This is a genomic window from Amycolatopsis ponsaeliensis, assembly GCF_030182635.1.
Taxonomy (GTDB): domain Bacteria; phylum Actinomycetota; class Actinomycetes; order Mycobacteriales; family Pseudonocardiaceae; genus Amycolatopsis; species Amycolatopsis ponsaeliensis.
On sequence record NZ_JAPZLD010000029.1, the window covers coordinates 19256 to 33635 of the forward strand.

The window sequence follows — 14380 nt, forward strand, 5'->3', positions numbered from 1 at the left end:
TCCGACATCCAACACTGAGGGGATCAGTAGTGGATCTCGGCCCGCACCGGGTAGTGGTCGGAGGGAATCGTGCCACCGTCGTAATGCACCAGCTGTACCGGCCCGACCTCGGCGCGTCGCAGCGAGCCGACGTAGTCCAGCGAGTCGCGGTAGGTCGCCGGGATGGACTTCGCCGCGTCCGGGTTGGTCGCCGCGTCGAAGGTGTACTCCCCCGGCCCGGTCGTCTGCAGTGTCCCGCCGAGCGCGGCGGCGCCCTGCTCGGCCTGGGTGCGGCCGGCCGCGTCGCGACGGTCCTGCCCGGCCCAGTACTCGATGTTGAGGTCCCCGGCGACGGCCACCGCGTCACCGGCCGGGACTTGGGCGGCGGCGAGGTCGCGCAGTTCGCCGAGCTGCGCCATCCGGATGGTGTGCGCCTTCGGGAGCGTCTCCGGGCCTTCGTCGGCCTGCAGGTGCGTGCCAGTCCCCTGGTGGACAAGTAGTCGGCGGTGCCGGAATAGGAGTTGCGGTAGAGGGCTGGGTGCTTCTCTGTGATCGGGTACTTGCTCAGCACGGCCACCGCCGTCGACCACGATCGGCGAGTTCGAGCAGTTGCCGCTCACTGACGTCCAGCCCGGCGAGGTCGCGCAGTATTGGCCGACCAGCGGTGTCCGGAACAGGTCGGCGTCGGCGTCGGCGAGCCGGTCTCGCAGGTCCTCGGCCTGGGTGCTGCAGGCCTCCGCGAGCATGACGACATCGGTGCCCGGCGACCGATGACCTTTCGGCCGCCGGAGGTTCGGCCGCCGGAGGTCGGAGCTGAGCAGGCTCACGGCGGTGTCCGCGGCCTGAGCCGGGCCGCGAGGGTGGTCAGAGCGGTGACGACGACGGCGAGAATGGCGGTCCTGCGCACGACGGGGTCCTTTCCGGTCAGGAGACGACGAAGGCGCGGGAGGTCCCGCCGAGCTGGGCGATGGCGCCGGTGAGCCCGTGCTTCCACGCTCCGAAGTGGACGACGCGGTACTTCCCGACCGGCGTGTTCGCGGGGATGTCCCAGGTGACCTCGGCCCGGGACTCGGACACGAACGTCCGCGTCCACCGGAACTTCGTGGCCCAGTCGCCGTCGTCGGCGTAGCGGACCCAAGCGCCGTTGACGTACTGCTGGATCTCCAGGAACGTGCCGTCGCGGCGGAGATCGTTCTTCGGGTGACCGGTCACGAACGCGACCGCCACCTGCTCGCCGCGCCGGTAGCTGCTCTTCGCGTCCGTGACGACGTCGCCGAAGCTCTTCAGCAGCGGCGCGCTGTCGAAGACGACGCCCGGCTGGAAGTTGACGAGCTTGCCGCGCAGGTCGCGCGGGACCGGGCCGTGCGGCACCGGCGTCCCGGCCTTCATCGCGGCGGCGAGCTTCCCGAACTCCTGCTGGTACGCGGGCAGCGTGTAGCGGCCGAAGAGCGTCGACGCGCCTTCGTACTGCTGCGAGTCGTACTCCTCGGGCGTCGTGACGTACTGGCTGTAGGCGTTGGAGTAGCCCTGCATGAGGACGTTCTCCAGCGGCACGCCCAGCGCCACCGCCACGGTCTTCCGGATCCGCAGCCCGGCGACGATCGTGTACTCGGCCGGCCCGGCGACCAGGTGCAGTTGCCCGATCCGGACGATCTGCAGCGGCAGCACCTCCGGCGCCCACGGATACGGCTTCATCGCACCGAACGGCACGGCGACGACCTTCGGCGCCTGCGCGTCCGCGAGGGCCTGCGGGATCGGCGCGTCGATGCCGCCGAGCCAGTCGATGAACGGGTTCTTGACGCCTTCGGGCAGCGGCAGGCCGGGCCCGTCTTCGGTGCTGCCGGCCAGCATGGAGACGCCGATCGCCGCCGTGCAGGTGCGGTGCGGGCGGCCGTCGGGCGTGAACTTCGGGTCGACGTCGACGGCGGACATGTCCACGTAGGTCAGGCGGTGGTCGACGCCGCCGGTCACGGCTTCACCAGCCGCGTCGAACGCGCGTTTCGCCGCCTGGAACTGGAGTTCGCCGATGCGCCGGGTGTTCTCGAACTCGGTCTCGGACGTGCCCGGCTGCAGGTTCAGGTTCGGCGTCATGTCGCCGGAGTTGGTCTGGGCGAACGCGGCGACGAACCCGGGCGGGCCGTCGAGGTAGCGGACGCCGGCGTGGTCGTGCTCCCACGCGTAGGCGGCGTAGCCCTTGTTGTCGCTGCTGATCAGGTGGTTGCCGTTGCTCATCGACGTGCCGTGCGTGGCGAACCAGGTGATCGCGCCGACGTCCTTCCCGCCTTGGCGGAACCGCAGCACGGTGACGGCGGGGTCGATCGAGAGCGGAAAGTGGTCCTTGTCCGGGTTGAGCTCGAACGCGACGCGGGACCGGTTGGCACTCGCCTCGGTCAGCTCGGTGCGGCCGAGGGTGAGCTCGCCGGGCTTGAGGTCGTCGTGCGCCCGGCTGATCGCGTCGACGATCCCGGCGACGACGGCGTCGTAGGTCTGCTGCTGGAAGCCGAGGATCGAGAGGTCGTAGGCGGCGTAGTGGGAGTCGCCGCCGCACGCGGAGTGCGAGTGGGTGGCGTTGAGCAGGACGTTCTGCTCGGTGTAGCGGTCGCCGTACTTCCGGACCAGCTCGCGCAGGACGCCCTGGTGGACGGACTGGAACAGGGCGCCCAGCTCGGCGGTGACGAAGACGATCCGCTTGGTCCCGTCGTCGACGACGTACGCGCGGGCCCGGGTGCGCAGGTGGATGCCGGCGGTCTGCTGCTGCGGCATCGAGTAGCCCATCATGCCGTTCTCGGCCGCGGGCCCGGTGACGTCGCCGATCCCGACGCCGACCCGCAGCCCCGGTTCGGCGGCCTCGGCGGTTCTCCCGCCCAGCGCGGCGGCGAACGGGAGCGCGGTGGCTCCGGCCAGGACGGTACGACGACTCACCCGCATACGGTCTCCCGACTAACGTGAACGACTTTCGCGTTAATCGGGGACCGTACGTGAGCCCCGCCACCCCGGCAACCCGGCAACCCGACAAAAGTGCCGCCACGAGCCGCCCGGAAAGCCATGAAGGGCACCTTTATGGCCATAAAAGCCCTGAAGGTGCCCTTCATGGCGTTTCAGCCCAGGGCGTCGGCGATCTTCGTCAGCGTCGCCGCGTCACCCCGCAGGAGGAGCTGGGTGACCACCGTTTCCTCCCAGGCCTGCAACTCGTCGCGGATCTTCGCGGCCGGCCCGATCAGCGACGTGTCCTCCACGAGCGACGTCGGGATCGCCGCGGTCGCCTCGTCCTTGCGGCCCGCCAGGTACAGCTCCTGCACTTTGTCCGCGACGTCCTCGTAGCCGAGCCGGGCGAAGACGTCGTGGTGGAAGTTGACGCTCTTCGCGCCCATCCCGCCGATGTACAACGCCAGCGACGGCTTGATCCACGAAGCCGCCTCCTCGACGTCGTCGTGCACGATCACCGGGATCGAGCACGGCACTTCGAACGTCTCCAGGGTGTGCCGGGCACCTTCGCGGGCGAAGCCTTCTTCGAGCGCCGCCTTGTAGAAGGCGTTGCTCTTCGGCGAGAAGAACAGCGGCAGCCAGCCGTCGCCGATCTCGGCGGAGAGGGCGACGTTCTTCGGCCCCTCCGCGGCCAGGTGGATCGGGATCTCCTTGCGCAGCGGGTGGACCGTCGGCTTGAGCGCCTTGCCGAGCCCGGTCCCGCCCTGCAGCGGCAGCTGGAAGTGCTGGCCGTCCAGGGTCACCGGGGCCTCGCGGGCGATCACCTGCCGGACGATGTCCACGTACTCCCGGGTCCGCGCGAGGGGCTTCGGGTACGGCTGGCCGTACCAGCCCTCGACGACCTGCGGGCCGGACGCGCCGAGCCCGAGCACCATCCGGCCGCCGGAGAGGTGGTCGAGCGTCATCGCGCTCATCGCGGTCGCGGTCGGGGTGCGCGCCGCCATCTGCACGATGTTGGTACCCAGGCGGATCCGGCTGGTCGACGCGCCGTACCAGGCCAGCGGGGTGAACGCGTCCGAGCCGTACGCCTCCGCCGTCCACACCGAGTCGAAGCCGAGCTCCTCGGCCTTGAGCACCGCTTCGAGTGCGCCCGGGGTCGGGCCGCTGCCCCAGTACCCGACGTGGAATCCCAGCTTCACGAATGCCTCCTAGACGTTCGGCGCGTAGTGCTCGGGTTTGCCCCGCTCCGACAGCGGCGGCAGGTTCCTTCGTGGAGTCTCGACCAAGGCGGCCTCCGGAGCCACCTCGCCGCGCACCCGGCGCCAGCCGGCCCGGGCCCGCGGGTGGTAGCGGCGGTCGTGCGGGACGAGCTTGAACACGGCGTTGATCAGCTTCCCCACCCGCCGGTGCCGCCGCGCGTCGCGCTCGGACCAGCGCAACCCCAGCAGGTCGCGGATCTCGCGGTCGTACAGCCCGGTCGTCAGCCAGACGAAGTTCTTCGCGATCAGCACGCTCACCGGCCGCCACAGCACATCCGGCAGCCACGGCAGGAACGGCGGTTTCGCGATCCCGCCGAGGTCGAGGACGTCGCGGGTGGCCTTGTTGTCCTCCAGGACCTCGGCGCACATGTGCTTCCAGTAGCGCTGGAAGTCTTCCCAGCTCTCCGGCACCGGCCGCATGGTCATGTCGTACATCCGCCACCACGTGACGTGCTCGTCGAACAGCCGCCGCTTCTCCGCCTCGCCGATGCCGCCCATGAAGTGGTCGGCGATGAGGATCGTGCTGACGAAGAACGTCGAGTGCGCCCAGTAGTAAGTGTCGGGATCCAGCGCGTGGTAGCGCCGTCCTCGAGCGTCGACGCCCTTGATGCGGTCGTGGTAGCCGCGCACCTCGAGAGCGGTCCGGTGGGCGCGCGGGCCGTCGTAGACGACCCCGCCGATCGGGTAGAGCGAGCGGAACAGCCGCTGCCAGCGCTCCTCGAAGAACCGCGAGTGGTGCTCGACGCCGGCGCCGAGGCCCGGGTGCATGTTCTGCATCGAGCCCGCCCACAACGCGATGAGCAGGCCGCGCCAGTCGCCGAAGTACTTCCAGGTCAGCGAGTCGGGACCCAGGGGTTTCGGCGTCATCGGCGGCTCTCCTCGTCGCGTCGGAACTGACTACGGCTGTTGTCAGGCTAGGATCTGACAACACACGTAGTCAACCGAGGAGCGATCATGCCGGGCCGCACGTGGGCGGGCACGACCCTGGACGACCGCAAGGCGCTGCGGCGCGAGCAGCTCGTGTCCGCGGGGCTCGAACTGCTGGGCACCGAAGGCTCGGCCGCGACCAGCGTGCGCGCGGTCTGCCGGCACGCGAAGCTCACCGAGCGGTACTTCTACGAGAGCTTCGCCGACCGGGAAGAACTCGTCGCCGCGGTCTACGAACACGTCGGCGAGCAGGCCCGGCAGGCGCTGGTCGACGCCGTGCGGGACGCGCCGACCCCGGTGCTGCGGGCCGAGCACGCCGTGCGCGCGTTCGTCGAGCTGATCGTCGACGACCCCCGCCGGGGCCGGATCCTGCTGCTCGCGCCGCTCACCGACCCCGCGCTCACCCGCCGGGGCCTGCACCTGCTGCCGGTGTTCGCCGGGCTCGTCGGCGAGCAGCTGTCCCACGGCGACGAGACCGAGCGCCAGATGGTCGCGGTCGGGCTGGTGGGGGCGCTGAGCAACGTCTTCATCGCCTACCTCGACGGCTCGCTCAAGGTCTCCCGCGAGCGGCTCGTCGCCCACTGCGTGCGGCTCGTGCTCGGCGCCGACGACCACTGACCTCACCTCCGCTGCCCTGGTGACAGTGGCGGGGAAGATCGGGCACACTCAACCCATGCGTACCGCTGGGCGGAACGACGGCGCGAGCGGCGACGGTCTCGTCGCGGCCCGCCTCGCCGCGCTCCTGGAAGCTTTCCGGCCGGGCGACGACGCCCTCGGCGTCTCCGAGCTGGCCCGCCGGACCGGGCTGGCGAAGACGACCGTGCACCGGCTGGTGGGACACCTCGCCGGCACCGGCCTGCTCACCCGCGAGGACGGCGCGGTGCGGCTCGGGCTGCGGCTGTTCGAAATCGGCCAACTCGCTTCGCCCCGCCGTGGGCTGGTCGAAGCGGCCCGCCCGTACCTCGCCGACCTCCGCGAAGCGACGCGCAACACCGTCCACCTCGCCATCCTCGAAGGCACCGAAGTCGTCTACCTCGACGTGCTGCGCGGCCCGGACGCGCCGACGCTGCCGTCACGCATCGGCGGCCGGTTCCCCGCGCACGCCACTGGAGTCGGGAAGGCGATCCTCGCGTTTTCTCCGGAATCCGTGGTGAAACAGGTCATCGACGCCGGATTACCCAGGATGAGCCCGAAGACGATCACCGTGCCCGGTCTGTTGCGCCGGCAGCTCACCCGGGTCCGGGAGGAGGGAATCGCCTTGGAACGCGAGGAATCCGGCGTCGGTGTCGTGTGCGCGGCGAGCCCGCTGCTCGATTCCCGCGGCGTCGCGGTGGCCGCGGTCTCGATCTCCGGCTGGGCCAACCGGATGCGGACCGAACGGGTTGCCCCCGCCGTCCGCACGGTCGCACTGGCGTTGACCCGGACACTCTCCGGATCCACTCGAGACAGTCGGAAATAATCTTGCGAGACAAGGCTTTTCCGATCTCTAGGCCGTCCGGCTGACGTAACCGTCCCGAGCTGGACGGGTGATCGGGAGCGGCTACGATCCGTCGAATGGCCCAGCACAGCTGGGGGACGACGTTCTCGGGCCGCTCCCCCGCGACGCTTTCCGAGCCGGCGCCCGGTCACCGGCTGCTGTCGCTCGACATCGTGCTCGCGCTGCTGGCCCTCACCGGCGGCCTGCGGGTGCTCTACCTCGCCGCCCCGGACCCGGCGCTGCCCGCCGAAGCCGCGAACGTCGCCCACGCCTACGCGCTCGGCCACCTGACGCCGTTCACCGACGCGGGCGGGGCCGGGGTCAGCCCGTTCGGCTGGTGGCAGCTGTCGGCCTACACGATGGTTTCGGACGCGTTCGGCCGCTCGGCCACGGCGCTGGCAGCGGTCCGCGAGACGACGCTCGTCGCCGCGCTGATCGGGGTCGTGCTGCTGTGGGTGCTCGCGCGCCGGCTCGGCCTGACGCGGTGGGCGTCGGCGGCCGCGGTGCTGCTGCTCGCGGCGTCCCCGCTGGCGCTGGGCCTGCAGCGGCTGGTCGTCGTCGAGCACCTGGCGGTGGTGTGGGCCCTCGGCGCGCTGGTGCTCGTCACCCGGCCCGACGCCCGGATCCGGCACGACATCCTGGCCGCGGTCTGCCTGCTGGCCGCGGTGCTCACCTCACCGCTCGCGCTGTTCTTCCTGCCCGCGGCCGGCTGGCTGCTGGTGCGGCGCGCGCCCGTGCGGGCCGCGCTGGTGGCGGTGCTGCTCAACCTCGGGCTCGGCATCGCGTTCGGCCCGGCGGCGGGACTGCTCCGGCCGCACCTCGCGGCCGCGGGCCGTCCGACGGTCGCCGACTGGGTCGCGCTCGACCCGGCGTGGGCGGTGCTCTCGACCGTCGCGCTGGTGGCCGCGCTGGCGGTGACGTCCCTGCGGCCGTTCGCCGTGTCCGGGCTGCTGCTCGTCGCCGCCCTGGCGGTGCCGGGCGTGCCGGACACCGCCGTGCTCGCCCTGCTGCTGCCGGTGACCCCGCTGCTGCTGGCCGGGGTCGTGCAGGCGGTGACCCGGCAGCGCGCCCCCGCCCACCGGTGGGAGACGAAGCGGGGACCCGGCGTCGCGCTCGCGGCGGTCGTCCTGATCGCGATGGTCGCCGCGGGCTGGGTCTACGGCTACCCGGCTCTGCGGCCTTCGACCGACCGCGGCGGGCCGATGGCCGACGCGCAGGAGTGGTTGCGGGCCAACGCTTCCGGCTCCCGCGTCCTCGTCGACGACGCCGCCTGGGCCGAGCTCGCCAAGGCCGGCTGGCCGACCGGCATGCTCGTCGCGCCCGCCGCGTGCGCGGCCGCCTGCCCGCCCGCCGAGTGGGCCGTCTTCGCCGACGACGCGACCGACCTGCGCCACCGCTATCCGGCGCTCGAAGCCGCCTTCGACGACTCCGGCGCGACCGCCGTGTTCGGCACCGGCGACCGCCGCGTCACCGTCTCGCGCCTCGGCCTGCCGCCGGTCGACCCGGCCGCGCCGTCGGAGTCGTCGGCGCGCGCCCACGCCGGGGAGGCCCTCCAGGCGTCGGCTCGGATCTCCTTCGCCCCGGACGCCGCCGCCGAGCTCCGCGCGGGACGCGTCGACCCCCGGCTGATCGCGACGATCGCCGCGCTCGCGGCCCTCGGGCCGGTCCGGGTCGCGGCGTTCCCCGAAGTCCCCGGCGAAGACCCCGCCGGGCAGCCCCGCCGCCGGGTCCTGCTGACCGGCGGCGAAGACGGCGCGGCCGCGTTCTACACCGGCCAGCGCGACCTGTTCCGCCCGTCGTCGGTCGTCCGGACCGGCGCCGGCGTGCTCGTCACCTATCCGCTGTTCGCGCCCCCGGGACTGCTCGTCCCGTTCTCCTCCCCCTGACGGTGAAAGGCCCTCCGATGCGCACTCTGCCCCAGCGACTGCTCAGACCCGGCGGGCTGACCGCCGCAGCCCTCCTTCTCGTCGCGCTGACGCCGGTGACGGCCGAAGCGGCGACCGCCCCCGGCCCGGGCGTCGGCTGGATCCGGGTCGGCCACCTCTCCCCCAAGGTCCCGCCGGTGGACATCTACTTCGCGCCGTTCGGCCAGGCCGAAAAGGTCGTCATCCGCAAGGCCGGCTACGGCGCGGTCACCCCGTACTCGTCGCTCGACCCCGGCAAGTACACGCTGTCGATGCGGCCCGCCGACGCCGCGTCCAGCACCCCGCCGGCGCTGTCGGCGACGATCGACGTCGCCGAGCGCAGCGCCTACTCGCTGCTGGTCTTCGCGAACGGCCCGGACGGCACGCTCAAGGGCGACCTGGTCACCGACGACCTCACCGCGCCGGGCGCCGGCAAGGGCCGGGTCCGGGTGGTCGAAGGGTCGGCGGCGATCGCGCCGGTCAGCGTCGAAGGCCCGCAAGGCGTCTCGCTCGCCAAGGACGCCGCCTACGGCCAGACGTCGTCCTATGTGGACGTGCCGGAAGGACGCTGGCCCCTGCAGTTGTCCGGCGGCTCGGTGAAGTCCACCGCCGACGTCGACGTCAAGGCCGGGACGTCCACGACGCTGCTGGTCACCGAGAACGCCGGGGCGCTCAAGGCGAACCCGATCTCCGACGGCGGGTCGCTGCCCGAACCGCCGAAGCTCGGCGTCGAGACCGGTGGCGGCGGCACGGCGCCGTCGTCCGAACTGCCGCTCTGGCCGGCGTTCGCGGCGGCCGGGCTGCTGGCCGCGTTCGTGCTCGGGCGCCGGCTGGTCCGTGCGCGCTGACCTCGGCGCGCTGCTCGTCGCGGTCCTGGTGGCCGCGGGCTGCTCGGCGGCTCCGGCCCCGCCCGCGGCTCCACCCTCGCCCCCGGTTTCGTCGGCGCCGGTGGCGGGCGGGCCACAACCGCTGCCCCCGGCCGCCGACGTCCGCCCGGTGCGGCTGCGGATCCCCGCCATCGGCGTCGACGCGCCCGCGCTCGTCCCGCTCGGGCTGGGCGCCGACCACGAACTGGAGGCGCCCGAACGCTTCGAAGACGTCGGCTGGTACGCCGCCGGCCCGGTGCCGGGAGACCCCGGGCCGGCGGTGATCGCCGCGCACGTCGACTCCCGGTCCGGGCCGGCACCGTTCTTCCGGCTGCGCGACCTGCGCGACGGCGACCAAGTGTTCGTCGCGCGCTCCGACGGCCAGGAGACCCGGTTCGTCGTGGACACCGTCCAGCGCTACCCGAAGAACGCGTTCCCGACCGACGCGGTGTACGGGCCCGCGCCGGGCAGCGCGCTGCGGCTGATCACCTGCGGCGGCAGCTTCGACGCGGCGAAACGGTCCTATCGCGACAACATCGTCGTCTACGCCTCGACCCGCTGGGGTTAGAACTCCTTGATCAGGCCGCGCCGGGCCAGCTCGGGCCGGACGCCGTCGCCGAACCAGTACGCCTCCTCCAGGTGCGGGTAGCCCGACAGCACGAACTCGCTCACCCCGACGCTGTGGTACTCCTCGATCAGGTCGGCGACCTCGCTGTGGCTGCCCACCAGCGCGGTTCCGGCGCCGCCACGGACCAGACCGACGCCGGCCCACAGGTTCGGGTGGATCTCCAGCCCGCGGACGCCGCCGTCGGTCCGGCCGCCGTGCAGGGCGACCATCCGCTGCTGCCCGATCGACTCGCTCGCCGCGAGCTGCGCCTGGGCCTTGGCGACCTGCTCCGGGCTCAGCGCGTCCAGGAGCTTCTGCGCCTCCGCCCACGCTTCGGCCGAGGTGTCGCGCGAGATGGTGTGCAGCCGGACGCCGAAGCGGACCGGCCGGTCGCCGGCCAGCTCGCGGACCTTGCCGATCTTCTCCGCGACCTGCGCGGGCGGCTCGCCCCAGGTCAGGTAGACGTCGGCGTGCCGGGCGGCGACCGGCAGCGCGGCCGGCGACGACCCGCCGAAGTAGATCGGCGGCACCGGATCGGGCGCGGCCAGCGTCGTCGCGCCTTCGACGCGCAGGTGCTCGCCCTCGAAGGTGAACGGCTGACCGGACCAGACGCCGCGGACGATGGTGAGGAACTCGTCGGTGCGCGCGTACCGGGCGTCGTGGTCGTGCCAGTCGCCGAAGCGCCGCTGCTCCACCGCGTCGCCGCCGGTGACGATGTTGAGCAGCACGCGGCCGTTCGACAGGCGCTGGAAGGTGCCGGCCATCTGCGCGGCGAGCGTCGGGGAGATGACGCCGGGGCGGAACGCGACCAGGAACTTCAGCCGGGTCGTCTCGCGGATCAGCGCGGCCGTGGTCAGCCACGCGTCCTCGCACCAGGTGCCGGTCGGGGTCAGGACGCCTTCGAAGCCCTGGCGCTCGGCGGCGCGGGCGACCTGGGCGAGGTAGTCCAGGTCGGGTTCGCGCTGCGCCGACGGGCCCTGGGACCGGTTGGCGTGGAAGCGTTCCACGATCGTGCGGCCGTCGCCGCTGGTGGGCAGGAACCAGTGCAGCCTGATGCTCATCCGTTGCTCCTCGCCTGATCCAGGTCGGAGGCGAACCGCCGGTCGGCGAACGCGGCGAAGTCCACCTTGCCCGGCAGAGTCTTCTCGTCGGTGAAGGCGTCCGCGAGCTGTTGCTCGGACTGCACGACCGAGTCGTCCAGCGGGATCGGCTGGTCACGGCCCGCGTCGACGGCCTTCCGGGCCACCTCGGGCTTGAGCCCGGTCTCCTTGGCCCAGGCCGCCGCCCACTCCGGACGGTGCGTGTCGGCCCACTTCTGGGCCTTGACCACCCGGATCACGAAGTCGCGGATCGCCGAGTTCCGGCCGGGGTCGGCCAGCGCCGTCGTGCTCGCGGTTTCGAAGGCCAGCCCGTTGGACGCGCCGCGCCCGTCGGCGAGCACCCGCGCCTTGGCCTCGATCTGGGCCTGCGCGGTGTAGGGGTCCCAGATCGCCCACGCGTCGATCGTGTGCTGGGTGAACGCCGCGTAGGCCTCGGCCGGCTGCAGGAAGCTCACCTTGATGTCCTTGGTGGACAACCCGTTCTTGTGCAGTGTGTTCAGCAGCTGGCCGTGCGCGGAACTGCCCTTCGCGACGCCGACCGTCTTGCCCTTCAGCGAGGCGACGTCGGTCAGCGGCGAATCGGGCGGGACGAGGATGGCCTCCCGCTCGACGTTGCTGCGCGCGACGCTGACCACCGCGATCCTGGCCTTCGCCGCGGCGGCGAAGATCGGCGGCGTGTTGCCGACGCGGCCGATGTCGATCGCGCCCGCCGAGGCCGCTTCGAGCAGCGGCGGGCCCGAGGTGAACGTGGACCATTCGATCTTGTACGGCGTGCCGTCGAGCTGGCCGGCCGCGGTGAGCAGCGACTTGACGCCGCCCTTCTGGTCGCCGACCTTGAGCGTCACCTTCGCCAGGTCGGCCGCGCTCACCGGGCCCGGAACGGCGGCCGGTCCCGGGTTCGCGCTCGTCGCCGAGCCGCACCCGGCGAGCACCACGGCCGCCGCGACGAGAGCGATTCCGTTACGCCACTGCATCTTCGGTCACTCCCAGGTCCGCCAGCACGCGCCGGCGGAGGTCGTCGTGGTCGGCTTCGCGCGGCCGGTGCTCGGCCACGATCCGGCCGCCGTCGAGCACCAGGACCCGGCCGGCGAGCCGCAGGGCCTCGTCGACGTCGTGGGTCACGAGCAGCACGCCGGGCTGGTGGCGCCGCCAGAGGTCCTGGACCAGCCCGTGCATCGCGATCCGCGTGAGCGCGTCGAGCGCCCCGAAGGGCTCGTCCAGCAGCAGCAGATCGGGTTCGCGCACCAGGGCGCGGGCCAGCGAGACGCGCTGGGCTTCGCCGCCGGAGAGAGTGAGCGGCCAGTCGTCGGCGTGGTCGGTCAGGTGGACCTCGCCGAGGGCCTTCTCGGCGAGCGTGCGGTTGCGGGACTTCGCGACGCCGTCCTGGCGCAGGCCGAGGACGACGTTGCGCCAGACCTTGCGCCACGGCAGCAGCCTGGGCTGCTGGAAGGCGACCGAGACGGTGCCGGTCACGTCCGCGCGGCCTTCGACGTCGTCGTCGAGACCGGCCAGCACGCGCAGGAGCGTCGACTTGCCCGAGCCGCTGCGGCCGAGCAGGGCGACGAACTCGCCGCGGTCGACGGTCAGGTCGAGGCCGGAAAGGATGGTCCGGTCACCGAATCGCTTGGTGAGGTCCCGGACCTCGGCTACCGGGTTCGCCACCGCAGCACCTTCCGTTCGAGCAGCCGGACCAGCGCGTCGGTGACCAGGCCGAGCAGGGCGTACAGGACGAGGCCGACGACCACGACGTCGGTGCGCAGGAACTCCCGCGCGTTGTTGATGAGGTAGCCGACCCCGGCGTCGGCGTTCACGGTCTCGCCGACGATCAGCGCGAGCCAGGCGAGGCCGAGCGACTGCCGGAGCCCGACGAGCGCCTGCGGCAGCGCGCCGGGGAGGACGACGTGCCAAAGCCGTTCCGCGCGGCTGAATCCGAGCGCCCGCGAGGCTTCGACGAGGTTCGGGTCGGCGCTCCGGATTCCCGAGTGGACGTTCAGGTAGAGCGGGAAGGCCACGCCGAGCGCGACCAGCACGATCTTGGTTTCCTCGCCGATGCCGAACCACAGGATGAACAGCGGGATCAGGCCGAGGAACGGCAGTGTGCGCAGCATCTGCACGGGCGGGTCGACCAGCGCTTCGCCCCAGCGGGAAAGCCCGGAGACGATGCCCAGCAGCACGCCGACGACGGCACCGATCGCGAACCCGGCGCCGACGCGCCCGAGGGACACCGCGAACGCGGTCCCGAGTTCGCCGCTGCGCGCGACTTCGACGCCGGCCTGCACCACCGTCCACGGTGAACTGAGCTTGTCGGACGGCAGGACGCCGGTGGCGCTGGCGATCTGCCAGGCGGCGACGAGCACCACCGGGCTGATCCAGCGCCGCAGGTCGGGCCGGCGCACGGTCCGGCGCGGCGGCCCTTCGGCGCGTTTCCGGGCGCGCGGAAGCACGCCCGTGAAGGAAATCGACACGGATTTCTCCCGGGGACGGGGATGTTCGGGCTTGCGTGATCCCGAGCTTCGAGCCCGTTCGCGGGGAAGTCAATCCGTGGACGCGCACTCCCAGTCCGTGAACACGGCGGGTTTCACCCCGTGGAACCGGTTGTGCCGGAACGGGTCAGCCGCCGAACATGACCTTCCATTCGTCGAGCGACCGCGGCCGGTAGACGAAGTTGGTGCGCTTGACGTCGGACAGCGCGGCCGACGGTTCGGCCGAGTACTGGTGCCCGGGATAGACGACGGGGTCGCCGGGCAGGCCGGCGAGCGCCTGCAGGCTGCGGTAGATCTCCTCGGCGTCACCGCCGGGGAAGTCGGTGCGGCCACAGCCTTCGAGGAAGAGCGTGTCGCCGGAGACGAGCTTGTCCTCGACCAGGAAGCACTGGCTGCCGGGCGTGTGGCCGGGGGTGTGCAGCATCCGCACCGGGATCGACCCGACTTCGAGGACGTCGTCGTGGTCGTGCGCGCGCAGGTCGGTGTGCTCGACCCCGGTCACGCGGCGGACCCACTCGGTCTCGGCGCCGTTGACGTGGATCGGCACCGGCCGGAGCGCGAGCAGCTCGGCGATCCCGGGCAGCTCGAAGCCCATCATCGCGCCGCCGACGTGGTCGGGGTGGTGGTGCGTGGCGAGCACGCCGGTGAGCCGCATGCCATCGGCGTCGAGGACGTCGAGCAGGTCCTGCACGGCGTAGGCCGGGTCGACGATCACCGCTTCCTTGGTGTCCCGGTCGCCGATGAGGTAGGCGAAGTTCACCATCTGCGTCGCGACCGGGTCGCCGACGGCGAAGTCCCGCCCGGCGAGCAGCTGCCGGAAGTAGAGCCGATCTGCCATGGCCACACCCTACGG

At 72.3% G+C, this 14380-nt stretch carries 14 protein-coding genes; 5 read left to right on the forward strand and 9 right to left on the reverse strand.

What is annotated here, in order from left to right:
* Positions 1 to 23: 23 nt before the first annotated feature.
* From QQ657_RS35005 to QQ657_RS35020, 4 genes are all read right to left on the reverse strand, one after another.
* Positions 24 to 806: an endonuclease/exonuclease/phosphatase family protein gene (locus QQ657_RS35005; RefSeq protein ID WP_284746594.1), complete on the reverse strand. Its 783-nt coding sequence runs from the start codon at positions 804 to 806 to the stop codon at positions 24 to 26.
* Positions 807 to 903: 97 nt separating this feature from the next.
* The gene (locus QQ657_RS35010) at positions 904 to 2907 is read right to left on the reverse strand and encodes a neutral/alkaline ceramidase (RefSeq protein WP_284746595.1); all 2004 of its coding nucleotides are present in this window, start codon (positions 2905 to 2907) and stop codon (positions 904 to 906) included.
* A 170-nt stretch (positions 2908 to 3077) separates the two neighbouring features.
* Positions 3078 to 4103: an LLM class F420-dependent oxidoreductase gene (locus QQ657_RS35015; RefSeq protein ID WP_284746596.1), complete on the reverse strand. Its 1026-nt coding sequence runs from the start codon at positions 4101 to 4103 to the stop codon at positions 3078 to 3080.
* 9 nt (positions 4104 to 4112) lie between these two features.
* Positions 4113 to 5030 carry an oxygenase MpaB family protein gene (locus QQ657_RS35020; RefSeq protein WP_284746597.1) on the reverse strand — a complete coding sequence of 306 codons (918 nt, stop codon included), beginning with the start codon at positions 5028 to 5030 and terminating at the stop codon, positions 4113 to 4115.
* A gap of 87 nt (positions 5031 to 5117) precedes the next feature.
* Between QQ657_RS35020 and QQ657_RS35025 the strand changes: the two genes are divergently transcribed.
* The 5 genes from QQ657_RS35025 (at position 5118) to QQ657_RS35045 (ending at position 9905) form a co-directional block, all read left to right on the forward strand.
* On the forward strand, positions 5118 to 5708 hold the full coding sequence (locus QQ657_RS35025) for a TetR/AcrR family transcriptional regulator (protein ID WP_284746598.1): 591 nt from the start codon (positions 5118 to 5120) through the stop codon (positions 5706 to 5708).
* A gap of 55 nt (positions 5709 to 5763) precedes the next feature.
* Complete coding sequence (locus QQ657_RS35030) at positions 5764 to 6549, forward strand: IclR family transcriptional regulator (protein WP_284746599.1); 786 nt, start codon at positions 5764 to 5766, stop codon at positions 6547 to 6549.
* A gap of 95 nt (positions 6550 to 6644) precedes the next feature.
* Positions 6645 to 8453, forward strand: coding sequence for a glycosyl transferase (locus QQ657_RS35035; protein ID WP_284746600.1), 1809 nt, complete (start codon positions 6645 to 6647; stop codon positions 8451 to 8453).
* Between the two features lie 17 nt (positions 8454 to 8470).
* Complete coding sequence (locus QQ657_RS35040) at positions 8471 to 9319, forward strand: DUF4397 domain-containing protein (protein ID WP_284746601.1); 849 nt, start codon at positions 8471 to 8473, stop codon at positions 9317 to 9319.
* Positions 9309 to 9905, forward strand: a complete 597-nt coding sequence (locus tag QQ657_RS35045) for a class F sortase (RefSeq protein ID WP_284746602.1) — start codon at positions 9309 to 9311, stop codon at positions 9903 to 9905. Before QQ657_RS35040 ends, QQ657_RS35045 begins: the two co-directional genes overlap by 11 nt.
* Here QQ657_RS35045 and QQ657_RS35050 read toward each other — a convergent pair.
* From QQ657_RS35050 to QQ657_RS35070, 5 genes are all read right to left on the reverse strand, one after another.
* Complete coding sequence (locus QQ657_RS35050; protein WP_284746603.1) at positions 9902 to 11005, reverse strand: LLM class flavin-dependent oxidoreductase; 1104 nt, start codon at positions 11003 to 11005, stop codon at positions 9902 to 9904. The genes QQ657_RS35045 and QQ657_RS35050 overlap by 4 nt on opposite strands.
* The gene (locus QQ657_RS35055; RefSeq protein ID WP_284746604.1) at positions 11002 to 12018 is read right to left on the reverse strand and encodes an ABC transporter substrate-binding protein; all 1017 of its coding nucleotides are present in this window, start codon (positions 12016 to 12018) and stop codon (positions 11002 to 11004) included. Before QQ657_RS35055 ends, QQ657_RS35050 begins: the two co-directional genes overlap by 4 nt.
* Positions 12005 to 12706, reverse strand: coding sequence for an ABC transporter ATP-binding protein (locus QQ657_RS35060; RefSeq protein ID WP_284746605.1), 702 nt, complete (start codon positions 12704 to 12706; stop codon positions 12005 to 12007). Before QQ657_RS35060 ends, QQ657_RS35055 begins: the two co-directional genes overlap by 14 nt.
* Positions 12691 to 13509, reverse strand: coding sequence for an ABC transporter permease (locus tag QQ657_RS35065; RefSeq protein WP_284746606.1), 819 nt, complete (start codon positions 13507 to 13509; stop codon positions 12691 to 12693). The genes QQ657_RS35060 and QQ657_RS35065 overlap by 16 nt, the downstream gene beginning before the upstream one ends.
* Positions 13510 to 13654: 145 nt before the next feature.
* On the reverse strand, positions 13655 to 14365 hold the full coding sequence (locus tag QQ657_RS35070) for an MBL fold metallo-hydrolase (protein WP_284746607.1): 711 nt from the start codon (positions 14363 to 14365) through the stop codon (positions 13655 to 13657).
* Positions 14366 to 14380: the final 15 nt, after the last annotated feature.

What these genes read in the sequence shown, in the direction of transcription:
- QQ657_RS35055 (WP_284746604.1), bottom strand. Translation starts at nt 12,018, where the DNA reads ATGCAGTGGCGTAACGGAATCGCTCTCGTCGCGGCGGCCGTGGTGCTC.
- QQ657_RS35050 (WP_284746603.1), bottom strand. Translation starts at nt 11,005, where the DNA reads ATGAGCATCAGGCTGCACTGGTTCCTGCCCACCAGCGGCGACGGCCGC.
- QQ657_RS35070 (WP_284746607.1), bottom strand. Translation starts at nt 14,365, where the DNA reads ATGGCAGATCGGCTCTACTTCCGGCAGCTGCTCGCCGGGCGGGACTTC.
- QQ657_RS35020 (WP_284746597.1), bottom strand. Translation starts at nt 5,030, where the DNA reads ATGACGCCGAAACCCCTGGGTCCCGACTCGCTGACCTGGAAGTACTTC.
- QQ657_RS35030 (WP_284746599.1), top strand. Translation starts at nt 5,764, where the DNA reads ATGCGTACCGCTGGGCGGAACGACGGCGCGAGCGGCGACGGTCTCGTC.
- QQ657_RS35040 (WP_284746601.1), top strand. Translation starts at nt 8,471, where the DNA reads ATGCGCACTCTGCCCCAGCGACTGCTCAGACCCGGCGGGCTGACCGCC.
- QQ657_RS35010 (WP_284746595.1), bottom strand. Translation starts at nt 2,907, where the DNA reads ATGCGGGTGAGTCGTCGTACCGTCCTGGCCGGAGCCACCGCGCTCCCG.
- QQ657_RS35035 (WP_284746600.1), top strand. Translation starts at nt 6,645, where the DNA reads ATGGCCCAGCACAGCTGGGGGACGACGTTCTCGGGCCGCTCCCCCGCG.
- QQ657_RS35025 (WP_284746598.1), top strand. Translation starts at nt 5,118, where the DNA reads ATGCCGGGCCGCACGTGGGCGGGCACGACCCTGGACGACCGCAAGGCG.